This window comes from Microbacterium gallinarum, assembly GCF_014837165.1.
GTDB lineage: Bacteria > Actinomycetota > Actinomycetes > Actinomycetales > Microbacteriaceae > Microbacterium > Microbacterium gallinarum.
Map to the genome: position 1 here is coordinate 151,711 of NZ_JACSPM010000005.1, position 22,693 is coordinate 174,403.

Genomic DNA, 22,693 nt, shown 5'->3' on the forward strand with positions numbered 1-22,693 from the left:
CGAGTTGCCGGTGCGGGCCGTTGAGGCCGAAATCTCCCGACGCTTTGACAGGGAGCGCACCAGCTTCAGGAGATGCGGTGACGGGAGTCCGGAGAGGCCGCGGTGTGGGCGCTTCACGCGCAGTCAGACGATCGAGTGGTCGTGGATCTCCGACGAGGTGCTGGTGCCGTTCAGCTCGAGGTAGAGCTGGCGCTCGGTTACCGAGAGGGTCATGGTGTTGCGGCGGGCGATCGCCGCAACGGCCGCATCGATGAACCCGGGGTCGAAGCTGTGCAGCACGATCCCCTCGGCGTTGTAGATGCGCTTGCCCGCCCACGGCGCCATCACCTTCGCGGGATCGCGGTGCGTGTACACGACGGTCCGCTCGGCGAGCCTGCTGCCGTGGTGGAGACGCTCGGCGTCGGGGGCGCCGACCTCGATCCACGCGGTCACGCGGCCGGTGAGGTCGCGCACGAGCACGGCGGGCTCGTCGGTCGCCGAGATGCCCTCGCTGAAGGCGATGCCCTCCTCGTACTCGAGGCAGTACGCGAGCACGCGCGTCATCATGAACGCGTCCGTCTCAGACGGATGCCGCGCCACACGCAGCGTGAGGTCTTCATACACACCGCGATCGACGTCGGCCAGGGACACGTCGAAGGTGTGGATGGTCGCGCCGAGTGCCATAGCCGACGAGCCTAGACGATGCGGGGTCGGGGAGCGGGCGGCGGCGGAACCTCCTTGGCCGCGATGATGTCGGCCCGTGCGATGCGCTCGACACCGCGCTTTCCGTCGACGACGACGGTCTCGGCATCCGCTTCCAGCAGCTCTCCGAGCGCGTCGGTCGCCTGCCCCGAGGGCAGCAGGTAGCGCACGACGACCCGGTGGCCGGGCTCGGGAAGCGTCACCATGCGCCGGGCGCGTAGTCCTTGAGGAACACGCCGAACAGGTCTTCGCCGGCCTCGCCGCGCACGATCGGGTCGTAGACGCGGGCGGCCCCGTCGACGAGGTCGAGCGGCGCGTGGAAGCCCTCCTCGGCGAGACGCACCTTCGTCGGGTGCGGGCGCTCGTCGGTGATCCAGCCGGTGTCGACGCTCGTCATCAGGATGCGGTCGGTCTCGAACATCTCGCGCGCACTCGTGCGGGTGAGCATGTTGACGGCCGCCTTGGCCATGTTGGTGTGCGGATGCCCCGGCCCTTTGTACCCGCGGTTGAAGACACCCTCCATCGCGCTGACGTTCACCACGTATGTGCGCCGAGCCGGGCTGGCGGCGAGCGACGGGCGCAGTCGCGAGATGAGGAGGAAGGGCGCGGTCGTGTTCGCGAGCTGCACCTCGAGCATCTCGAGCGGGTCGACCTCGTCCACCCGCTGCACCCACGAGTTGGAGTGGTCGAGGTCGGGGATGAGCCCGCCCGCGTCGATCGCCGTGCCCGCCGCGAGGCGGTCGAGCGAGCTCGAGCCCGCGGCCATCGCCTGCTCGGTGAGCTCGTCGGCGCGCGCGGCCGCGGCGGCGAGGATCGGGTGCGCGGTGACCGACCGCTCCAGCGCCTGCGGATGCTGGTCGTTCGTGTGGCCGAACGTGACGAGCTCGGGCAGCGGGCCGTTCGGCAGCGGCGCGAGTTCGGCGTCGACCAGCGGCTGGTATGCACCCGGCGAACGACGGACGGTCTGCGTCGCGTTGTTGATCAGGATGTCGAGCGGTCCGGCGGCGGCGATCTCGTCGGCGAGGCCGATCACCTGCGCCGGATCGCGCAGGTCGATGCCGACGATCTTGAGCCGGTCGATCCAGTCGCCGGCGTCGGGCAGGCCGCTGAAGCGGCGCACGGCATCGCGCGGGAAGCGGGTCGTGATCGTGGTGTGCGCGCCGTCGCGCAGCAGTCGAAGCGCGATGTACATGCCGATCTTCGCGCGGCCGCCGGTCAGCAGGGCGCGCTTGCCGGTCAGGTCGGTGCGGGCGTTGCGCTTCTCGTGGCTCATCGCCGCGCAGGTGGGGCAGAGCTGGTGGTAGAACGCGTCGACCACCGTGTACGGCTGCTTGCAGATGTAGCAGCCGCGCGCCTTGAGGAGCGTGCCGGCCGTCGGTGCGGTCGTGGACGTGCTGATCGGGATGCCGCGCGTCTCGTCGTCGATCCGGTCGGGTGCTCCGGTGGCCGTCGCCGCGACGACGGCCTTGTCGGCCTGGGCGATCGCCTCGCGGATCTCGCGCCGCCGCTCCTTCTTGACCGCCTTGAACATCGCCGCGGTCGCGCGCCGAACGGCGATGAAGTCGGGGTGGGTCTCATCGAGCCCGGCCATGTTCCCGAGGACGCGGAGCGTCGTCTCGAGGTCGGCACGGTCGATGCCGCTCGGCGGGAGGTCGGCGGCGGGGGTCTGGTCAGGCACACGCGATTCTACGTCGGCCCGCATGGGCGCGACCTGTTAGCGTGCCGGGGTGACCACCCCGCCCGACGAGCCGACGCCGCCCCGCCGCATCCACGTGTCGGCCGCGGTCATCCTCGACGAGCACGGCCGGCTGCTGCTGGTGCGCAAGGAGGGGACGACGGCGTTCATGCAGCCGGGCGGCAAGCCCGAACCGGGCGAATCCCCGGATGAGACCCTCAGCCGCGAGCTGGCCGAGGAACTCGGCATCCATGTGCCCGTCGACGACCTCCGCTCGCTGGGCGCCTTCACCGCCGCGGCCGCGAATGAGCCCGGCTGCCTCGTCGTCGCCGACGTGTTCGCCGCCGACATCCGCTCGCAGAGTCCCACGGTCGGCGCCGAGATCGCCGAGCTGCGCTGGATCACGCGCGCTGACGCCGAGTCGCTCGAGGTCGCGCCTCTCGCGCGCGAGAACTTCCTGCCCGACTGACGAAGCCGCGAGGGGCGACCCTCAGGCCGTAGGAACCGCGACCGGCGTCGCCGCCGCGAGGCTGGTCTCCCGCCGCACGCGCATCCCCTCCGCGATGGCCGCCAGCGCATCACCCAGCGACGGGTACTCGTCGACGCCGGCACGGCCGTGCACCCAGAGCACGTAGACGATCTGGTCCTTGCACTCGAGGTAGGCGACCACACGGTGGGGATCGCTCCGCTCTGCGAGAGCGTCGCACGCGACCCACCCGCCGTTGCCCACCCAGACGAGGTCGGGCCGGGGATCGCCCCCGGTGATCACATGCGTCATCTCCATGGCCATGCCTCCTCGCACTCGCCCGGCGTCCCACACGCCGGCCCCAGCATCCCAGCCCCCCTGCACGCGGTGGGAGGTCTTGACGAGCACCTGAATGTCTGAGTCGAAAGTGCCTCGAGGCCGATGCCGCGTCCCGACGAGCGGCGATGTAGCACAGCCGCCGCGGGCGCCGCACCCCCTGGCACGGGCGCCGCGCACCTGCGAGCGTGGCGGAATGCTGATCGACGACGGTCTCCGATTCGCCGCACGCGGCTACGACTTCAGCGCGAGCATGTGGCGCCGAGCACGTCGGGGGGCGCGCGCTGTTCCGATGCAGCTCCTCTGGCGGGAGGCGCTGTTCGTGCGGGGTGCCGACGGCGTCGACGTGTTCTACGACGACCGGCTAGTCGCACGCCACGGCGCGATGCCCTCGATCGTGCAGGAGACCCTGTTCGGTCACGGCTCGGTGCACAGCCTCGACGGTGACGACCACCGACACCGCAAGGCGACGTTCGTCGACGTCGCGTACGAAGACGCCCAGGTCGAGCGGCTCACTCCGCTCCTCGAGCGCGAATGGCAGGCGGAGCTCGCGGACTGGATCGCCGGCGGTCGCCGCTCCGCGTACGACGCGGCGGTGGGGGCGCTCGGTCGGGCGATCACGACGTGGGCGGGACTGCCGGGCACGGCGGCGGCGCGCACCCGATGGTCGGCGCGACTCGCCCAGATCGTCGACGGGTTCGGCGCCCCGTACTCCCCCGCCTTCCTGCAGGCGCAGCTCAACCGCGCCTGGTCGGACCGCCACGCGGCACGGCTCATCGAAGCGGTCCGCGCCGGCTCGCTCAGTGCTCCGCCCGGCACGGCGCTGGCCGAGTGGGCGTGGCACACGAACCGAGACGGTGCTCTGCTGACGCCGCATCTCGCGGGCGTGGAGCTGCAGAACAGCATCCGCCCGATGGTGGCCGTCGCGCGGTTCGTGGCGTTCGCGGCCAAGCGGCTGCGTGAGCAGCCGGAGTGGCGAGGACGCATCGCCGCCGAGACCGGCGAGCGTGGGTCGCTCGTCGGCGGTCCGCTTGCCCTCGCGTTCGCGCAGGAGGTGCGCCGCGTGTCGCCCTTCGTGCCCATGCTGCCGGGGTGGGCGATCGCCGACGTCGAGCTCGACGGCCAGCGCGTGGGCAAGGGCGGACGCGTCGTGCTCGACATCCTCGGCTCGAACACCGACGACGAGTCGTGGGCCCGCCCCGGCGACTTCGACCCCGAACGGTTCGTCGGCGTCGACGACTATGAGGCTCTGCGCGCCTTCGTCCCGCACGGCGGAGCGGAGGTGCGCACCGGCCACCGCTGCCCCGGCGAGAAGCTCGCGCTGGCCGGACTCTCCGCGGCGATCGCCGTGCTGAGCGACCCTCGGCTCACGGTCCTCCCGCAGGGTCTGAGCGTGAACCGTCGGCGTCTGCCGACCAAGCCGTCGTCGGGCGCGAAGGTGCGCGCCGCAGGTACGGGCGGGCGCTGTCCCTTCCACGGCTAGGCGGGCGGCACGCGCGATGCGCCGGTCGCCAGGCGCGCGCCCCTCGGGGCGCCCAGCACCCTCCGGTCAGGCCTTCGCCGGCATGGTGTAGGCCACGTGCACGCGCCCGATCTCCCCGTCGAATGCGAAGGGCATCCGGTCGGCGTACGCCCGCGACACGGCACCTCCGTACGCGCGGCCGATGTCGAGGCAGTCGTTGGCGGAGAACAGCAGGGGCGCGCTCACCGGGACGGTGCCCGATGCGACCTCGGCGCCGTCGACGCGCAGCACCACGGAGAGAGGTCCCCCCGGGCGCGGCTCCACATACGACGTCTCGATCTCGATCGTGTGATCGCCAGCTGGGAGGGGATCGGATGCCGCGACCGTCGTCCGCTGCACGAGGAACAGGTTGTACTCGTACGTCAGAATGCCGTCGACGACGAACGCCGTCAGCCCGCCGCCCGCTCCGCCCAGCTTGTAGAGCACGCCGTTGGCCTTCTCGCCGACCGTCACCTCGATGGAGACCGTGTTGGGCTTGTTCCCCAGCGCCGGCGCGCAGAACTCCGGCACGCGCACGGTGTCACCCGTCATGTCCCACTCCGTGTACGGCGGTGAGATGCGCAGTTCCGGGTGGAACGGCACGACCCACAGACCCCCGCCGACCGGAAGCACTTTGTTCTTCGCCGCCTCGATCGCGAAGAGCTCCTTCATCGCGGCGAGCCTCTCGGGATGCTGGGCGGCGAGGTCGTTCGCCTGGCTCCAGTCCGCATCGACGTTGTAGAGCTCCCACACGTCTTTGTCGGGCGTCCATGTGGCGATGCCGGGCGGCACACCCGGAACCCAGGGAAGTCGCGGACCGGTGGTCGATGCCATCCAGCCGTCCTCGTAGATCGAGCGGCTGGCCATGATCTCGAAGTACTGCACGCGATGCCGGCCCTCGGCCGCCTTGTCGTCGATCGAGTACGCGAAGCTCGTGCCGTCGATGGGATCCTGCGGGATGCCGTTGACCGTATCGGGGTGCGAGATACCGAGGATCTCGTAGATCGTCGGCGCGAGATCGATCACGTGGTGGAACTGCGTGCGGGGCTCGGGATCGTGCTCGATCCGCGCGGGCCACCGGATGAACATCGGGTTGCGCGTGCCGCCCAGATGCGACGCCATGAGCTTCATGCCCTGGTAGGGCGACGACCCCGCCCAGGCCCACGCCGCGTGGTACTGGTTGTCGGTCGCCGGCGTGCCCAGGGCGTCGAGGCCGCCGAGCTCCTCGAGCGCGGCGATGTGCTGGTCGACCGTCGTCGGGATCATGTTCTGTGCGAGCAGTTCGCTGATCGTGCCGTTCTGCCCCTCGCCCGACGAGCCGTTGTCGCCCCAGATGTAGACCACGATGGTGTTGTCCGCGTACCCGAGGCTCTCCAGCTCGTCGACCACGCGCCCGGCCTGCACGTCGGCGTGCTCGCCGAAGCCCGCGCACAGCTCCATGAGCCGCGCCTGGAACGGCTTCTGGTGATCGGGGATGTCGTCCCAGCCCTGCAGCGACTCCGGCCGCGGGGTCAGCACCGCGTCGTCGGGCACCCAGCCCGCCGCCTTCGCACCCGCCAGAGCGTCTTCGCGATAGGCATCCCATCCATCGTCGAAGACGCCCTTGTACTTGTCGGCCCACTCCTGGTGGACGTGGTGCGGCCCGTGGATGGCGCCGGTCGCCCAGTACATGAAGAACGGCTTGTCGGGTGAGAGCGCCTTGTGGTCGCGCAGCCACGCGATGGCGTCGTCGGCGATGTCCTCGCTGAGGTGGTAGCCCTCTTCCGGCGACTTCGGCGGCAGGACGCTCGTGGTGTTGCGCACGAGGTTCGGCTCGTACTGAGAGGCCTCGCCGGCGAGGAAGCCGTAGAAGTACTCGAACCCGTTGCCCGTCGGCCAGTTGTCGTAGGGCCCGGCCTTCGTCGTCTCCTCGGCGGGGGTGTTGTGCCACTTGCCCCACGCCGCAGTCGAGTAGCCGTAGTTGCGCAGCACCTCGGGGATCGTCGCACTGCTCTTGGGGATGTGGCCCGAGTAGCCGTCCCAGTCGTTGGCGAGTTCGGCGATCTGCCCCGCCCCGACCCGATGGTGGTTGCGACCGGTGAGCAGAGACGCGCGGGTCGGCGAGCACATCGCCGTCGTGTGGAAGCGGTTGTAGCCGATGCCCGTCTCTCGGATGCGTTCGAGCGTCGGAGTGTCGATCCTTCCGCCGATCGGCGCGGGCAGCGCGGGCCCGGCGTCGTCGATGAGGATCACCAGGATGTTCGGTGCGTCGTCACCGAGGTGCTGCTCGGGCGGAAGAGGAGAGTAGGTCGACTCGGCGAGGGTGCGACCGGCATAGCTGCCCGACGGCTTCGGGGGGAACGGCAGTGACCGGGCGGGGGGAAGCGGACCTCCCACGATCGATGTCTTGTTCTCTTCGGTCATCTCGATGCCCTCTCGTCACAGTCCGTGTCGTCCGGCCGAGGTCGCGCAGCGGTGAGGATGCGGCCCCCCGGTCACAGGACTGGAGCGTAGGGGGGATGCCTCGGGTGGGGCATCACCCGCATCGGGCGATGGCGAAGCGCGCCACGGCCGTCCCCACGGCCGAGCGGTTGTCAAGCCCCGTCCGTGCTCGCAGGCACGAGGGCGACACTTCGACGCGGTGGCGCCGGCCACCCCACGAAGGAGTGCACCATGTCGACCAGTTCAGGACGGGCCCCCACCACCGAGCCGCGACTATCCTCACCCACGGCCGACGACGGCCCACAGGAGGGTTCGGGCGCGCAGCCGGGCAGGCTGCGGGGGTTCCGCCTCACACCCGACATCGAGGAGCTGGACGACTTCGAGCTCGACGAGATCCCCAAGGTCGTCGCTCGTGCGAGGCGACACGGCGACTTCGTGTGGCTGCATCTTGTCGAGCCCGAGGAGGAGACCGTCGAGCAGGCTCGCACGATCCTCGGCGTCCATCCGATCGCCGCCGCCGACGTGGCCTCCGGTCGGCAGCAGCCGAAGGTGCAGAAGTTCGCGGAGCATCTGTTCGTCATGCTGTGGAGCATCCTCGAGCACGAGGAGTCGGACGCGCTGGTGCTCGGCCAGACGTACCTCTATATCGGCGAAGGGTGGCTGCTCACCGTGCAGCGGTCCGAGGGCGGGAAGCTCCCCGACCTCCGCGCACTGCTCGAAGAAGCGCCCGAAGACCTCCGCAACGGCACCATGCCTGCCGCCTACACGATCATGGCGAACGTCGTCGACGGGTACGCGAAAGCCGCCGCCGACGTCGAGACCGAACTCGAGGAGCTCGAGGAGCAGGTGTTCAACGACGCGACGGCGGAGGACCACCGGAGGATCTACAAGATCCGCAAGGACATCGGCCGTGTCGACCGGGCGGTCTCGAGCATCGCCGCCGCGCTGCGCGAGAGCACCGATCATCTCGAGTCGCTGACGGTCGGCAACGAGCACATCGTGCCCTACCTCCACGACCTCCTCGACGACGCCGCCGGCACGGCCGCTCTCATCAACAACCAGAGCAAAGCGCTCGACGCGATCCTCTCCAGTCACGAGAACAACGTCGCCGCGCGGCAGAACCAGGACATGCGCACGATCTCCGCCTTTGCCGCGCTCCTCGCGCTGCCGACGCTGATCGCCGGCCTGTACGGCATGAACTTCAAGAACATCCCGCTGGTGCAGTGGCAGTACGGGTGGGTGGCCATCGGCGTCGCGATGGTCATCGTCGACATCGTCATCTACGTCATGTTCAAGCGCCGGAACTGGCTGTGATGCCGACGCGGAGAAGGGATGCCGCCGCCCGCGGCGCAGTCCTTACGCCTGCCCGCCTTCGGCGACCTCCCGGGCGGTGTCGGCGGGGGCGTTCTGCGCCCTGCTGAGCAGGACGAACGGGATCGCGACGGCCGAGATGACGCCGCTCCAGATCAGCGAGGTGCCGTAGCCCCCGACATCTGCCGCTCGTCCCAGCACCGGCTGGATGACCACACCGCCACCCGAGCCCATCAGCGAGTCGAACGACAGCACCGTCGCCCGCTGCTTCGACGGGATCATGTCGTTGAGGTAGGCGCGATGCACGGGGTCGTCGATCGCGGAGGCGATGCCCCACAGCGCCACCAGCACGATCGCGAGCCAGAAGTCGCGCACCAGCCCCAGTCCGAGCAGCACGAGCGCGCTCGCCACGGTGGCCAGCAGGATCGCCGAGGTGCGACGGCGGAAGAGCCTGCGCACCCACGGGGCGAGTGCCCCGCCGACGATCGCCGCGCCCGAGAGCAGCGCGGCGGCGAGCCCGGCCACCGTATACGCCTCCTCGTCACCCCAGAGCTCGAGCAGGTACGGCTGCAGCGCGTAGAAGACGTAGATGCCGACCCCGGCGGTGAACGGGCTGGCGAGCATGAGCCAGCGCACCGGCGGGTCACCCAGCCCATAGCGGAACGAAGCGCGCAGGACCGTGCGCGTCGCGCGCAGCGGCGTCTCGCTGCGATCCGGCGTGAAGCCGAGGTCGCGCATCAGCAGGGCGGCGACGACGAACATCAGCAGCAGGATGGCGCCGCGGATCACGAACGGCACGCCGAGGTTCGTCGCCTGCGCGACGATGCCGCCGAGTACCGAGCCCGACAGCATCGCGATGCCGCCGACGATCTGAGCGCGCCCGAAGACGGTCTCGAGGCTGCCGGTGTAGCCCGTCGCCTTCAGCGCATCGACGAGCCAGGCATCCACCGCGCCGGAGAAGAAGGTGAAACCGAGCCCGAGCAGCACCGAGACGATCGCCCAGGCCCAGAACGGCGACTGCCACACCCACAGCAGCCAGTACATGACGGTCGTGACCGCCAGCGTGATCGTGCCCAGCAGATACGACGCCCGTCGACCGACCGTGTCGGCCACGACGCCGGTGGGGATCTCGAAGATCAGCATGCCTGCCGTGAAGAACGCGTTCGCGGAGAACGCCTCGAGGTTCGAGAGTCCGGCGTCGAGGAGGAAGAGGGTGTTCACTCCCCAGATGAACGACGCGGCGAGGGTGTTGCCGAGCATCAGCGTGTAATAGGTGCCCTGCACTCGCCGCGGGGTGGGCATCGGGCGCGCGGCACTGACGTGGGAGATGACGGCACCGCCCCTCTGCGAGAGCTTCGACGACACCGCGACAGTAGTCCCGTCGGCGGTCAGCGTCCACGGGGTGCCGCGAAGCTCGCCGGGTCGGCCCGACCGGCACGCGGTAGGTTCGAGGCGACGAGCCGCAGATCCGTCGGGAGGCGATGCGATGGCGACGACGCTCACCCCCGAGAAGGGCACCGAGCCGGATGGCCGTCGCCCGCACCGGAAGACGGCCGCACGGGTCCGGGTCACCGTTCTGGTGGTCGCGCTCGTCGGTCTCGTGCTCGCCGCCCTGGTGCTGTTCGCCTGGATGGTCAACGAGGAGCACTTCGAGCGACCGAGCGCGGAGTTCGACGAGCTTGCGAGCACGATCGACAGCCTCCCCGGTGTCGAAGCCGTCGAGAAGGAGCGCTGGGTCGAGGCGCCGACGTTCGCGAACCCGACGTCGTGGATGGCGGTGACCGTGGACCAGGCGGGTCTCCCCGGTGTGCTCGACGCCGCGTGCGCGACCGGATACCCCGACGCCGTGATGTGGTCGCTCCACGTGCGCACGCCGTCAGGTGCCGACGTATCGGTGCACGGCGACTCGCCCTCCCGGAGCGCGGTCGGCAGCGGCGCACGGTGCCCGGACTTCGGGTTCGATGCGGTCGAGGTCGTCGACGAGCTCGACCGGGTCGCACCCGGGCTCGCCGTTCAGCCGGCGAGGTGGGACGCGACCAGGTTCGCGTTGGTGGAGGGCGAGGAAGCGCCATCCGCCGGATTCACCCACCTGCTGCCGCTCGTCGCGCACGCCGAGGATCTCGTCGCCGCGGCCGGTCTCGATGCCGGCACCGTGGTGGAGATCAACTCCTCCTCGCTCGGGGTCGCCGTTCAGCCGGACGAGAGCGACCGGCTTCTCGCGCTGCTCACCGAGCTCGCCGACGAACACGCCGTGAGCAGCTTCTGGGCCGACGGCCGGGAGACGAACACGCAGGCGAGGGTGCAGATCGTCGCCCCGGAGCCGCAGCACGACGCGATCGAGGAGCTCGTCCGGGAATCGGACCTCGACATCGCCGACCTGCCCGTGCGCTTCCTCGAGCAGTGAACTGACGTGGAGCTCACGCCGCGCGACGCCCCTTCCTCGCGAGGAAGATCGTGAAGCCCAGAGCGACCAGGGCGGTGAGGCAGAGAAGGCTGAGTCCGATCGTGTAGCTGTGGGCCTCGGCGTTGTACGTGGCACCCATCACGAGCGGCGGGAAGTAGCCGCCGAGCCCTCCGGCGGCGCCGACGATGCCGGTCACGCTGCCGACCTTCTCCGCAGGGGCGCGCTGGGCGACCCAGGTGAAGACGGCACCGGTACCGAGTCCCAGCGCGAGCGCCATGAGGACGAACGCGGTGCCGGCGGCGAGTTCGGGGGGTGGCTGCAGAGCGATCACCACAGCCATGACGGCGGCCCCGCCCAGCGAGATGCTGAGCACGGCCGCCGGTCCGATGCGGTCGGAGAGCCATCCGCCGACGGGTCGCGCGATGACCGCGGCGATGGCGAAGCCTGCGGTGCGCGCGCCGGCATCGGCGAGGTCGTAGCCATAGACCTCCTTGAGGTACGTCGGCAAGTAGGTCGAGAACGCGACGAAGCCGCCGAAGGTCACCGCGTACAGGAATGCCATCTGCCAGGTCACGGCAAGTCTCGACGCCGCCTTCAGCTTGGGCATGACCGGGGCGGTGTTGGGCTTCCACCGCGGCGAGTCGCGCATGAACAGCCACACGATGAGTGCGACGACGAGGAGCGCGCCGGCCATGATGAGGTGGGTCGGGACATAGCCGAACCACGCCACCATGCGCGGTGTGAAGAACGCCGACAGAGCGGTGCCGCCCATGCCCGCGCCGAAGAGGCCCGTCGCGAACCCGCGCTTCGACGGCTCGTACCAGGCGTTGACGAAAGGGATGCCGATGGCGAACGTCGTTCCGGCGATGCCCAGCAGGAACCCGAACGCGAGCATCAAGGCGTACGATCCCATGACCCCCGCGAGCGCCACGAGGACGACGGGCACGGCCGATGCCGCGGTGAGCAGGGTGAACATCAGGCGGCCGCCGAATCGGTCGGTGAATGCCCCGGTGAGGATGCGCCCCAGCGAGCCGACGAGCACGGGCGTCGCGATGAGCAACGACGCCTGCGTCGAGTCCAGCCCCATCTCGGCGGTGTACTGCACTCCGAGAGGGGCCACCAGGTTCCACGCCCAGAAGGTGATCGTGAACGCCAGCAGCGCCAGCAGAAGGTTCTTGGTGCGGCCGGGCAGCGCCTGAACGGCGGCTTCCGCCCGGGCGGAGGCATCCGTCGTCATCGTCGTCCTCCTGTCTTGGTGCCGCTGCGGCCGGCCTTGCGATCGGGGGTGCGGTCAGTGGTCCCGACGGGCGCCCAGCCGCGCCGGATGCCACGGGCGGTCGTCGGCCGCCCGTCGCGTGAGCGGTACACGATGTACGGGCGGAAGAGATAGTGCACCGGCGCCGTGAACGCGTGCACGAGCCGCGTGAACGGCCAGAGCATGAACAGGAGCATTCCGATCACCGTGTGAACCTTGAAGTCGAGCGACGACGCGCTCATCGCAGCGATGTCGGGCTGGAAGACGAAGAGCGAGCGGAACCAGGGCGCCACCGTCTCGCGATAGGTGACCTCGTGCGGCGGTCCCACGACGCTCAGCACCGTCGTCGCGAGTCCCGCGACGATCGCGGCGACCAGCACGATATACATCGTCTTGTCGTTCTTCGTCGTCGCCATGAACACCGGTCCGGTGGTGCGACGTCGATAGATCAGGATGCCGACTCCGACGAGGGTTGCGAACCCCGCGATCGTGCCGAGGCCGAGTGCGGCGAGGTGGTACATGTCCTCTGAGACGCCGAAGGCGTCCGTCCACGCCTTCGGGATGACGAGACCGACGACGTGGCCGATGACGACGACGAGGATGCCGAAGTGGAACAGCGGCGAGCCGATCCGCAGCAGCCGTGACTCGTACAGCTGCGACGAGCGCGTCGTCCAGCCGAACTGGTCGTAGCGGTAGCGCCAGATCGTGCCGCCGACGAGCACCGCGACCATGATGTACGGCAGGATGCCCCACAGGAACAGGTCCATCAGTGCCTCCCCACCGGTTCGAGCGGCAGCAGCCGCGGGTCGTGCGGGTCGAGACCGACCGACTCTCGCGGCGGTCCGGCCGCGGCCATCGCCATCGCCTGCTGCCGGTCGGCAGGCGAGCGTCCCGGAAGCGTGTCGCACACGGCGGCGACGACGCCGGTGTAGGGCGAGCCGCGCTCGCCGAGCGCGAGGCGGATGAGCTCGAGACTCGGCCGGTACTCCTGCAGCAGCGCGCTGCCCTCGCGCGGGGAGTGCCGGGCGAACTCGAGCACCAGCGGCAGGAAGTCGGGGAGCTCTCCGGTTCCCTCGAGAGCGAGGCCCGCCTCGCGGTAGCGCCGCTTCAGGTCTGCGAGCACGGCGCCGCGACGACGGGTGTCGCCGTCGGTCCAGTAGCTCAGGTAGAGCGCGTGGCGTCGCGACATGTCGAACGTGTCGACGTAGGCGGCCTGCACCTCGTCCGGCGGCGTGCTCGCCCACCAGTGAAGGAGCGGGGCGAAGGATGCCGCGGCCTGCGGTGCCGCCTCGCGCAGCGCGGCGTCGATCATCGCCGCCGATCCGAGTACCGCGTCGTCGGGGTAGCTCAGGCACAGTGACGCCGCCTGGTGGACCACGCGCGCGTTCATGACGAGCCCTCTTCCGGGGCATCGGGTCGGTCGTCTCGTGGCGGGAACAACCCCGGTGGCGACCCGTTGCCGTCCCAGTTGAGCAGGTTCACCCGGCCGCGCAGCGACTCGCCGCTCGCCGCCGTGTCGGAGGTCTGCCGCTCCTTGAGCGCCTGGAAGGTCTCCACGGCGACCGGGACGGGTCGGCCGCTGGCCTCGCCGAACATGCCCGACTCGCTTGCGTAGGGCCCGCCGTCGAAGTCGAGCGAGCAGCCCAGCTCTTCCAGCTCGTGGGCTCGCTCGTAGTGCGCTGTGGGGATGACATAGCGGTCTTCGTACTTCGCGATGGCGAGCAGGCGATACATCTCGTAGATCGAATCGCCGGTCATCCCGACCGCCTGCGGAATCGACTCGTCGCGCTCCCGGTCGAGGGTGATGTCGCGAAGGTACGCGCGCATGGCGGCGAGGCGTCGGAGCACGATGGTGATGAGGTCGGCGTCTCCGGCGGTGAAGAGCTCGGCGAGGTACTCGACCGGAATGCGCAGAGCCTCGATGGCACCGAACAGCGTGCCCGCCGCTTCGGCGTCGTGACCCTGATCCCGCAGCAGGTCGACGATGGGCGACAGCGGCGGGATGTACCAGACCATCGGCATCGTGCGGTACTCCGGATGCAGCGGCAGCGCCACCCGGTAGGTCTTCGCCAGGGCGTACACCGGCGACCGGCGCGCGGCATCCATCCAGTCGTCGGGGATGTCACCCTGCGCGCGCACCGCCGCGATGACCTCGGGGTCGTCGGGGTCGAGCATCAGGTCGAGCTGCGCCTCGTAGAGATCCTGGGGGTCGGGTGTCGACGCCGCCTCGGTCACGCGGTCGGCGTCGTAGAGGAAGAGGCCGAGGTAGCGGAGGCGTCCGACGCACGTCTCGGAGCAGACCGTGGGGATGCCGACCTCGAGGCGCGGGTAGCAGAGTGTGCACTTCTCGGCCTTGCCGGTCTTGTGGTTGAAGTAGATCTTCTTGTACGGGCACCCCGTGATGCATTGGCGCCAGCCGCGACAGCGGTCCTGATCGACGAGCACGATCCCGTCCTCGGCTCGCTTGTAGATCGCGCCCGACGGGCACGACGCCATGCACGAGGGGTTCAAGCAGTGCTCGCAGATCCGCGGCAGGTAGAACATGAAAGTCTTCTCGAACTGCAGCTTGATCTTGTCTTCCGACTCGCGCCGCACCCGCTCGACGATGGGGTCGAGATGGCCCATCTCCGAGGCGCCTCCGAGGTCGTCGTCCCAGTTCGCCGACCACGTGATCTTCGTGTCCTCGCCGGTGATGAGCGACTTCGGCCGTGCCACCGGGAAGTCGTCGCCGAGCGGCGCGTCGATCAGGGTCTCGTAGTCGTACGTCCAGGGCTCGTAGTAGTCGGCGAGCTTCGGCTGCACCGGGGACGAGAAGATCGTGAGCAGGCGCTTCAGACGACTGCCGGTGCGCAGCGCCAGGCGTCCGCGTTTGTTGAGCGTCCACCCGCCGCGCCACTGCTCCTGGTCCTCGTAACGGCGCGGATAGCCCTGACCGGGGCGCGTCTCGACGTTGTTGAACCACACGTACTCGGTTCCCGCGCGGTTCGTCCACGCCTGCTTGCACGTCACCGAGCAGGTGTGGCACCCGATGCACTTGTCGAGGTTCATCACCATGCCCATCTGGGCCATCACACGCATCAGTACGTCACCTCCTGCGAGCGGCGGCGCACCGTCGCGACCATGTCGCGCTGGTTGCCCGTCGGGCCGAGATAGTTGAACGTGTACGACAGCTGCGCGTACCCGCCGATGAGGTGCGTCGGCTTGACCAGAAGCCTCGTGACGGAATTGTGGATGCCGCCGCGCCGACCGGTCGCCTCCGACTTCGGCACGTCGATCGTGCGCTCCTGCGCGTGGTGCACGTACACGACGCCGGTCGGCATGCGGTGCGACACGATCGCCCGCGCGACCAGCACACCGTTGGAGTTCACGCACTCGACCCAGTCGTTGTCGGCTGCACCGATGGCCGCGGCATCCGCCGGACTCATCCACACCGTGGGTCCTCCCCGTGAGAGCGACAGCATGAACAGGTTGTCCTGGTACTCCGAGTGGATCGACCACTTCGAGTGGGGCGTGAGATAACGCACCACGACCTGCTGCGCGCCATCGGGCCCGAGGGTGGGCTCGCCGAACAGGCGGTGCATGTCCAGCGGTGGGCGATAGATGGGGAGGGCCTCCCCGAGGTCGCGCATCCACGCGTGATCCAGGTAGAAGTGCATCCGCCCGGTCAGCGTGTGGAAGGGCTTCAATCGCTCGATGTTCACGGTGAAGGGCGCGTACCGTCGCCCGCCCGTCTCCGACCCCGACCACTCCGGCGACGTGATCACCGGCACCGGTGCCGCCTGCGTCATCGCGAACGTGATGCGCTTCTCCTCGGAGCCCTCCGCGAGGTCGGCCAGCGGCTTGCCGACGCGTTTCTCGAGGGTGCGGAAGCCCTGCGACGCGAGTTCGCCGTTCGTGGTCCCGGAGAACGCCAGGATCGCCTCGGCCATCTTGACGTCCGTGTCGATCGCCGGACGCCCCTCGGCGGCACCGCCGAGCATCACGCCGTTCTTCTGTGCCAGCCGCTGGACCTCGTGCGAGACGTCGTAGGTCACGGCCTTGATGGTGAAGCCGAGCTCGTCTGCGAGCGGTCCGACGGTGGCGAGCTTGTCGGCGATCGCGGTGTAGTCGCGCTCGACCACGGTGAACTGCGGCATCGTCTTGCCGGGGACGCCGACGCCATCGCCGCGCGACCAGTCCCGCACCGCACCGCCCGGCTGCGACGTCTCGCCGGGCGTGTCGTGCTGCATCGGCACGGAGACGAGATCCCTGCGCGTGCCGAGATGCGTCCGAGCCTGCGCCGAGAACTCGACGGCGATGGCGTGGAACAGGTCGAAGTCGCTCTTCGCCTCCCACGGCGGGTCGATCGCCGGGGTGAACGCGTGCACGAACGGATGCATGTCGGTCGATGACAGGTCGTGCTTCTCGTACCAGGTCGCCGCAGGGAACACGACGTCCGACAGCAGCGTGGTCGAGGTCATGCGGAAGTCGGCCGAAACCAGCAGGTCGAGTTTCCCCTCCGGGATCTCGTCGTGCCATTTCACGTCGTTCGGTCGCACGGCGGCTTCATCGGTCGCCATGACGTTGCTGTGGGTGCCGAGCAGGTGCTTGAGGAAGTACTCATTGCCCTTCGCGCTCGACCCCATGAGGTTCGAGCGCCACAGCGTGAGCAGGCGCGGCCAGTTCTCGGGGGCGTCGACGTCGGCGATCGCCGGCTGCAGTTCGCCGGACTGGAGCTGCGAGGCGACGAAGGATGCGGCATCCGTCGCCTCTCCGTGGGCCACGGCCGCGTCGGCTCGGTCGGCGAGGTCGAGAGGGTTGACGTCGAACTGCGGGTAGAACGGCATCCATCCGAGCCGCGCGGACTGGGCGATCGTGTCCGCGGTGTGCATCCCGGTGAGATGGCCGTCGGCGAGCGGTGAGGCAAGGGCGTCGGCGGAGTAGCCGTCGAAGCGCCACTGGTCGGTGTGCATGTACCAGTACGCGGTGCCGATCATCGTGCGCGGTGGACGACTCCAGTCGAGCGCGTTTGCGAGCGACAGCCAGCCGGTGATCGGCCGGCACTTCTCCTGGCCGACGTAGTGCGCCCATCCGCCGCCGTTGCGCCCCATGGAACCCGTCAGGATGAGGAGCGCGAGGATGGAGCGGTAGGTCGCGTCGCCGTGGAACCACTGGCAGATGCCGGCACCCATGATGATCATCGACCGGCCGTTCGACTCGACCGCGTTCGCCGCGAACTCCCGGGCGATGCGCGTGCACGCTTGTGCGGGCACGCCGGTGATCTCCTCCTGCCACGCGGGAGTGTAGGGGGAATCGGCGTCGTCGTACCCGGTCGGCCACTCACCGGGCAGTCCGTCACGGCCGACGCCGTACTGCGCCAGCATCAGATCGAGGACGGTCGTGACCAGGATGCCGCCCACCCGCGTCGCCGGGACCCCGCGGCGCAGCACCTCGCCGGAGCCGTCTGCCGAGTCGAACCGCGGCAGGAGCACCTCGACATCGACGGCCGGGGAAGCGGCGGGCAGGTCGCGGATCGACAGCGCCGGCTCGACTCCCTCGAGGTCGAGGTTCCAGCGACCCTCCCCCGACGCGGCGTAGCGGAACCCCATGGAGCCGTTGGGAACCCGCGGTTCGCCGGACGCGGCATCCAGCACCACGGTCTTCCACTCCTCCTCGGGCGTCTCTCCGCCGAGGTCCTTCGACGTGAGGAACGTGCCGGGCACGTGAGCGCCGTCGCGCTCGATGAGGCGCACGAGATGCGGCAGATCGGTGTACTGGCGCGCGAAGTCGGCGAAGAAGGGAACGTGGCGGTCGACGTAGTTCTCCGTGAGCACGACATGACCCATCGCCATCGCGAGGGCGGCGTCGGTGCCCGCCTGGCACGGCAGCCACTCGTCGGCGAACTTGGTGTTGTCGGCGTAGTCGGGGCTCACCGTCACGACCTTGGTGCCGCGGTAGCGGACCTCGGCCATCCAGTGGGCGTCGGGGGTGCGGGTCACCGGCACGTTCGAGCCCCACATCATGAGGTAGGTCGCATCCCACCAGTCGCCCGACTCGGGCACGTCGGTCTGGTCCCCGAACACCTGCGGACTGGCGACGGGGAGATCGGCGTACCAGTCGTAGAAGGACGTCATCACGCCGCCGACGAGTTGCGTGAACCGGGTGCCGACGCAGTGCGACACCATCGACATCGCCGGGATGGGCGAGAAGCCCGCGACGCGGTCGGGACCGTACTCCTTGATCGTGTGGACGTAGCCGGCTGCGACGAGCTCGACGGCCTCCCGCCACGACGCCCGCACCAGACCGCCCTTTCCGCGAGCCTGCTGGTAGCGACGACGGGTCTCGGGGTCGCGGGTGACCTCGCCGAACGCCTCGACGGGATCGTTGCCGCGGGCCTTGGCGGCGCGGTACTCCTCGAGCAGCACGCCCCGGACGTACGGGTACCGCACCCGCGTGGGCGAATAGGTGTACCACGAGAACGCAGCCCCGCGGGGGCAGCCGCGGGGCTCGTATTCGGGACGGTCGGGTCCGACGCTCGGGTAGTCGGTCTCCTGGGCCTCCCACGTGATGATGCCGTCCTTGACGTACACCTTCCACGAACATGAGCCCGTGCAGTTCACGCCGTGCGTCGAGCGGACGACCTTGTCGTGACTCCATCGGTCGCGGTAGAAGGCGTCGCCCTCGCGCCCGCCCTCGAGGAAGGCCGCGCGATGATCGGCGGTCTGGTCCCATCGGGTGAAGAAGCGCCCTGCCGCCAGCAGCGCATCGGAAGCCGGCCCGTCCACACCGATCTGGGGCGTCATGACTCGGACCCTAGTGAACGTTTTCCTGCCGCACCAGAGCGGTCGTGGAGCGCGCCCCCGGGCCGGGCCCCGGTGGCGCGGTCCGGGGCCTTCGGTCTAGAAGGCGCCGATGCCCTTGCCGATGAGAGCCACGCCGATCACCAGAAGCAGCACGCTCATGATGACCGCGTTCTCCTTCTCGAGCCAGCCGCGCAGCCCGTCCAGTGGGGCGCGCAGCCGGTCGGCGGCGATCAGGTAGGCCACGACGGGAACGAGCACAGTGGATGCCGCGATCACGGTGAAGATGGCGATCACCGCGATCGTCGACCCGAGGTCGAGTCCTGCGGTGCCGATGTCGACGCCGGCTCCGGCTGCCATCAGCAGGTTCTTGGGGTTCACCGCCGAGAGGAGGAAACCGAGCCCGATGGCGACCGGGAAGGTGATCCTGTCGATCGCCGCCATCCACTTCGGGAGGGCCACCGGCTCGCCGGGTTTGGGTCGTCCCCGCCACTGACGCATCGCCACCAGGAGCAGACCGACGCCGAGAATGATCTGAACGGCGCCCCGGGCCGGGTTCGCGGCATCCGAGTCCGGCGGTGCGATGACCGACGCGAGCAGCGTGAACACCGTGACCGCTGTCACGATCCCGACGATCCAGCCGAGCAGGAAGCCGACGCTCGTCACCCGCGCGCGCGGCGAGAGCAGCATGAGGATCGCGGCGATGATCGGGATCGGGCTGATCGCGACACCGAGGGCGAGGGGCAGGACGGCTCCGATGGCGGCGTTCACGCGAACTCCTCCGTTGCGAGGGCGAGGTGCGCGCGCCGAAGACGGCCGAGCCACCGACGGGGAGCGCGCTGTGGACGAGGCTAGCGCGTGACGCCTCCGCTGTGGGGCGGCCACCGGAGGAGAGGCCTGACCCGCATGACGCGGGCCAGGCCTCTCTCGGGTCAGGCGCTCTGCGCGGAGTGCCGGCCTTCGGCGATCTCCTCGACGACCTTCGCGTTGAACGCCGGCAGATCGTCGGGGGTGCGACTGGTGACGAGACCGTCCTCGACGACGACCTCTTCGTCCACCCAGGTCGCACCGGCGTTGCGGAGGTCGGTCTGCAGACTCGGGTAGCTCGTCAGCGTGCGGCCGTCGACGACCTTCGCCTCGACGAGCAGCCAGGCGGCATGGCAGATGGCGGCCACCGGCTTGTGCTGCTCGAAGAATGCCCGCGCGAAGTCGACGGCGTTCCCGTCCATGCGCAGGTGGTCGGCGTTGACGACTCCACCCGGCAGCACGAGCGCGTCGAAGGCGCCGGCGTCCACGTCGGCCGTCAGCTCGTCGACGACCTGCCTGTGGCCGTTCTTGCCCTCGATCTCGCCCGACTCGGGAGCGATGAGAACGGCCGTGGCTCCGGCATCCGTCACCGCCTGCCAGGGGGAGGTGAGCTCGCTGTCTTCGAATCCGTCGGTCGCGACGAAGGCGACGCGCTTTCCACTCAGATCAGTCATGGCTCCACGCTAGGAGCGCGGGGCGGGCGGTCGGAGGGGGTTGACAGCATTCACCCCGGGCAGGCCTGCACGTCGACGCGGTGCTTCTCGATCACGCGTGCCAGGGCGTCGACAGAGCGCGTCGCCCGCGCGGCATGGACACCGCGGTTACCCTCGAAGCATGTTCCGCGACGAGGCGCCGCCGCCGCACACCTGCGGGTGGTCGCCGCACTACCGGCGGACCGTCTCGAACGACGAGTGCGCGCGGTGCCGGGCGGAGGACGAGCTCATCCTCGATACCCAACGCATCGACCAGAAGAGGCGCGCACGGCTGTACCGGCCCGCTCGAGCCACAGTCGTGGACCCGCCGACGCGCGAGGTCACCGTCGCCCGCCCGGGCGAGCCGGCACTCGTGCGCCACCGGCAGACGTACGTCGCGCCCGCCGAGGAAGTCCCGCTCGACAGCACGCATCTGCCGAGCATCCCGCCCCACCGGACGGACTGAGACCGGCGCCGCCCCGCGGTGCCCGCTCGGGTGTACGGTCGCCACGTGTCCACCGATCTCCCGCCCGCCGACGACGCCCGGCTCGGCATCACGCTGAGCGGCGGCGGCGCGTTCGGAGCGGCCCATGTCGGCGTGCTCCAGGTTCTCGAGGAGCGAGGCCTGCGTCCGGGAATCGTGACGGGCACGAGCTCGGGCGCCCTCGTCGGATCCGCCTTCGCGTCGGGGATCGGCGGAGACGAACTCGAAGAGATCGCGCGACGCTTTCGCTGGAGCAGGATCGCGAAGTGGAGCTTCCAGCCGCGCTGGGGGCTGCTCGACACCCAGGTCGTCGCGGAGGCCATCCATAGGCTGCACGGCGAAGACCCCCGGATCGAGGACCTGCCGCGCAGGTTCGGGGCGGTGGCGACAGACCTTCGCACGCGCCGGGCCGTCGTCATCGACAGCGGCCCCTTGAGTGAGGCGCTGCGCGCCACCATCGCGGTGCCTGGACTGCTTCCGCCCGTGCGGCTCGGCGGCCGGCTGCTCGCCGACGGGGGGCTGGTCGACAACGTCCCGCATTTCGCCGCGCGCAGGCTGGGAGCCGATCGCGTCATCGTCGTGCACCTTCACGCCAAGTGGGAGAACGCGCGCATGATGCGCACGAGCACGAAGCTGTCGGACCTCGTCGCCGACCCGTCGGTCATTCTCATCCAGCCCGAGATGGAGCGGATGGCGCAGTGGACGATGCGCGATGTGCCGCGCCTCATCGCCGAAGGGCGTCGGGCGGCGACCGCAGCACTCGAGCAGGCTGCCCCCGACGACCGCATCGCCCGCCCCGAGACTGCTTAGCGACAGCTCGGGGCCGAGCGAACGGGCGGCGGTGTGAGTGTCCCCACCCCGCTCCATCGGGCGGACGATCGACGGCCGGAGGGCTGACCCGCGCGCTACGAGTTGATCTGCTCGATCACATCGTCAGCGGACTCCTCGATCGCCTTGCGCAGCCGCTCGTAGTCGTTCGAGTCGATCGCCTTGCTGATGCGCTTGTCTGCACAGTCGAGTGCATCTTCGACCCGGTCCGCCCACTTGTCATCGACGACGGCGACCACCGCGGAAGTCCCCGGTGCGAGGTACTCGTCGACGTCGACGCCGAACTGCTTCTCCTCGTGGCTCTTCCTGATCTTGCCGAGGATCGCTCCCACCCCGGCACCGACGGCGGTCGCCGCCAGCAACGGAGGGGCGAACAGGCCGAGCACGGCGCCCGCACCGGCGCCCCATGCAGCGCCGTGACCGACGGACTTGTCGCCGTGCTCCTTCACCCGGACTTTTCCGTCCTCGCTGCGCGAGAGCACCACCGCACCGACGATCTCGTAGCCGCCGGAGTCCTGGCCGCTGCGCAGCGTGTCATAGTCCTCCGATGCCGCTGCCTCGGTGTCGTACGAACCGACCACCAGCGCGAGATTCTTCGAGCCCATCGCTATCACCTTCCATCCACGTCCGAAACGACCGGCGGCCGCCTCGTGGACCGCAGTCCCGACGACGACGCGAGCCTACGACCGGGATGCCCTCGGCTCGTCCCCCGTCACGGGTGACGTGTCGCCGTGAGCAAGGCGCGGTCGACGTCGTGATGACCGCGGGGCGTGAAGCTTCGACGCCCTCCTCAGCGCCTTCGTCGTCGCGCGGTCAGTGGGTGTCTTCGGCTTCGATCTCGGTGCGGTTGCCGGACCAGAGGGTGTGGAAGGTGCCGGGCTTGTCGATGCGCTGGTAGGTGTGGGCGCCGAAGAAGTCGCGCTGTCCCTGCACGAGGGCGGCGGGCAGGCGTTCGGCGCGCAGTCCGTCGTAGTAGGCGAGCGAGGACGAGAAGGCAGGGGCGGGGATGCCGGCTGCCGCGGCGGTGGCGACGATGCGGCGCCAGGCGTCTTG

The 22,693-nt window shown here is 69.7% G+C and carries 20 protein-coding genes and 1 pseudogene; 6 read left to right on the forward strand and 15 right to left on the reverse strand.

Features of this window, described 5'->3' with window-relative positions; translation table 11 throughout:
* Positions 1 to 123: 123 nt before the first annotated feature.
* From H9622_RS14135 to H9622_RS14145, 3 genes are read right to left on the reverse strand one after another with little or no spacing between them, the layout of a single operon-like run.
* Positions 124 to 663 (reverse strand): YaeQ family protein, encoded by a 540-nt coding sequence (locus tag H9622_RS14135; protein ID WP_191767058.1) that lies wholly within the window; start codon positions 661 to 663, stop codon positions 124 to 126.
* A gap of 11 nt (positions 664 to 674) precedes the next feature.
* The gene (locus tag H9622_RS14140; protein WP_191767059.1) at positions 675 to 887 is read right to left on the reverse strand and encodes a putative acetyltransferase; all 213 of its coding nucleotides are present in this window, start codon (positions 885 to 887) and stop codon (positions 675 to 677) included.
* Positions 881 to 2,383 (reverse strand): SDR family NAD(P)-dependent oxidoreductase, encoded by a 1,503-nt coding sequence (locus H9622_RS14145; RefSeq protein WP_191767060.1) that lies wholly within the window; start codon positions 2,381 to 2,383, stop codon positions 881 to 883. The genes H9622_RS14140 and H9622_RS14145 overlap by 7 nt, the downstream gene beginning before the upstream one ends.
* A 25-nt stretch (positions 2,384 to 2,408) precedes the next feature.
* Here H9622_RS14145 and H9622_RS14150 point away from each other — a divergent pair, with 25 nt between their 5' ends.
* Positions 2,409 to 2,825: an NUDIX hydrolase gene (locus tag H9622_RS14150; RefSeq protein ID WP_191767061.1), complete on the forward strand. Its 417-nt coding sequence runs from the start codon at positions 2,409 to 2,411 to the stop codon at positions 2,823 to 2,825.
* Between the two features lie 21 nt (positions 2,826 to 2,846).
* On the opposite strand, the gene H9622_RS14155 is transcribed toward H9622_RS14150, so the two are convergent.
* Positions 2,847 to 3,140: a hypothetical protein gene (locus tag H9622_RS14155; RefSeq protein ID WP_191767062.1), complete on the reverse strand. Its 294-nt coding sequence runs from the start codon at positions 3,138 to 3,140 to the stop codon at positions 2,847 to 2,849.
* Positions 3,141 to 3,354: 214 nt separating this feature from the next.
* Between H9622_RS14155 and H9622_RS14160 the strand changes: the two genes are divergently transcribed.
* Entirely contained in the window at positions 3,355 to 4,641 is a 1,287-nt protein-coding gene (locus H9622_RS14160) for a cytochrome P450 (protein ID WP_191767063.1), read from the forward strand.
* A gap of 66 nt (positions 4,642 to 4,707) precedes the next feature.
* Here H9622_RS14160 and H9622_RS14165 read toward each other — a convergent pair whose 3' ends face one another.
* Positions 4,708 to 7,062 (reverse strand): arylsulfatase, encoded by a 2,355-nt coding sequence (locus tag H9622_RS14165; protein ID WP_191767064.1) that lies wholly within the window; start codon positions 7,060 to 7,062, stop codon positions 4,708 to 4,710.
* Between the two features lie 249 nt (positions 7,063 to 7,311).
* Between H9622_RS14165 and H9622_RS14170 the strand changes: the two genes are divergently transcribed.
* Complete coding sequence (locus H9622_RS14170; protein ID WP_191767065.1) at positions 7,312 to 8,394, forward strand: CorA family divalent cation transporter; 1,083 nt, start codon at positions 7,312 to 7,314, stop codon at positions 8,392 to 8,394.
* 42 nt (positions 8,395 to 8,436) lie between these two features.
* Here the strand turns inward: H9622_RS14170 and H9622_RS14175 are convergent, their stop codons facing one another.
* Positions 8,437 to 9,693 carry an MFS transporter gene (locus H9622_RS14175; protein WP_191767086.1) on the reverse strand — a complete coding sequence of 419 codons (1,257 nt, stop codon included), beginning with the start codon at positions 9,691 to 9,693 and terminating at the stop codon, positions 8,437 to 8,439.
* A 184-nt stretch (positions 9,694 to 9,877) separates the two neighbouring features.
* On the opposite strand from H9622_RS14175, the gene H9622_RS14180 reads away from it, so the two are divergent.
* Entirely contained in the window at positions 9,878 to 10,795 is a 918-nt protein-coding gene (locus H9622_RS14180) for a hypothetical protein (RefSeq protein WP_191767066.1), read from the forward strand.
* Positions 10,796 to 10,808: 13 nt separating this feature from the next.
* On the opposite strand, the gene H9622_RS14185 is transcribed toward H9622_RS14180, so the two are convergent.
* The 7 genes from H9622_RS14185 to H9622_RS14215 all read right to left on the reverse strand — a co-directional run bounded on the left by H9622_RS14185 (position 10,809) and on the right by H9622_RS14215 (position 20,310).
* On the reverse strand, positions 10,809 to 12,032 hold the full coding sequence (locus tag H9622_RS14185; RefSeq protein ID WP_318247130.1) for a nitrate/nitrite transporter: 1,224 nt from the start codon (positions 12,030 to 12,032) through the stop codon (positions 10,809 to 10,811).
* Positions 12,029 to 12,817, reverse strand: coding sequence for a respiratory nitrate reductase subunit gamma (gene narI, locus H9622_RS14190; protein WP_191767067.1), 789 nt, complete (start codon positions 12,815 to 12,817; stop codon positions 12,029 to 12,031). Before narI ends, H9622_RS14185 begins: the two co-directional genes overlap by 4 nt.
* Positions 12,817 to 13,440, reverse strand: a complete 624-nt coding sequence (gene narJ, locus H9622_RS14195; protein ID WP_191767068.1) for a nitrate reductase molybdenum cofactor assembly chaperone — start codon at positions 13,438 to 13,440, stop codon at positions 12,817 to 12,819. Before narJ ends, narI begins: the two co-directional genes overlap by 1 nt.
* The gene (narH, locus tag H9622_RS14200) at positions 13,437 to 15,128 is read right to left on the reverse strand and encodes a nitrate reductase subunit beta (protein WP_191767069.1); all 1,692 of its coding nucleotides are present in this window, start codon (positions 15,126 to 15,128) and stop codon (positions 13,437 to 13,439) included. Before narH ends, narJ begins: the two co-directional genes overlap by 4 nt.
* Positions 15,128 to 18,832: a nitrate reductase subunit alpha gene (locus H9622_RS14205; RefSeq protein ID WP_191767070.1), complete on the reverse strand. Its 3,705-nt coding sequence runs from the start codon at positions 18,830 to 18,832 to the stop codon at positions 15,128 to 15,130. The genes narH and H9622_RS14205 overlap by 1 nt, the downstream gene beginning before the upstream one ends.
* 96 nt (positions 18,833 to 18,928) lie before the next feature.
* Positions 18,929 to 19,600: a GAP family protein gene (locus H9622_RS14210; RefSeq protein ID WP_191767071.1), complete on the reverse strand. Its 672-nt coding sequence runs from the start codon at positions 19,598 to 19,600 to the stop codon at positions 18,929 to 18,931.
* Positions 19,601 to 19,761: 161 nt separating this feature from the next.
* Positions 19,762 to 20,310 (reverse strand): type 1 glutamine amidotransferase domain-containing protein, encoded by a 549-nt coding sequence (locus H9622_RS14215; RefSeq protein WP_191767072.1) that lies wholly within the window; start codon positions 20,308 to 20,310, stop codon positions 19,762 to 19,764.
* Between the two features lie 160 nt (positions 20,311 to 20,470).
* Here H9622_RS14215 and H9622_RS14220 point away from each other — a divergent pair, with 160 nt between their 5' ends.
* Positions 20,471 to 20,794 carry a hypothetical protein gene (locus tag H9622_RS14220; protein WP_191767073.1) on the forward strand — a complete coding sequence of 108 codons (324 nt, stop codon included), beginning with the start codon at positions 20,471 to 20,473 and terminating at the stop codon, positions 20,792 to 20,794.
* 45 nt (positions 20,795 to 20,839) lie between these two features.
* Complete coding sequence (locus tag H9622_RS14225) at positions 20,840 to 21,622, forward strand: patatin-like phospholipase family protein (RefSeq protein WP_191767074.1); 783 nt, start codon at positions 20,840 to 20,842, stop codon at positions 21,620 to 21,622.
* A gap of 95 nt (positions 21,623 to 21,717) precedes the next feature.
* On the opposite strand, the gene H9622_RS14230 is transcribed toward H9622_RS14225, so the two are convergent.
* On the reverse strand, positions 21,718 to 22,245 hold the full coding sequence (locus H9622_RS14230; RefSeq protein WP_191767075.1) for a DUF1269 domain-containing protein: 528 nt from the start codon (positions 22,243 to 22,245) through the stop codon (positions 21,718 to 21,720).
* Between the two features lie 208 nt (positions 22,246 to 22,453).
* Positions 22,454 to 22,693: pseudogene (locus H9622_RS14235) on the reverse strand (NADP-dependent phosphogluconate dehydrogenase); the annotation flags it as partial.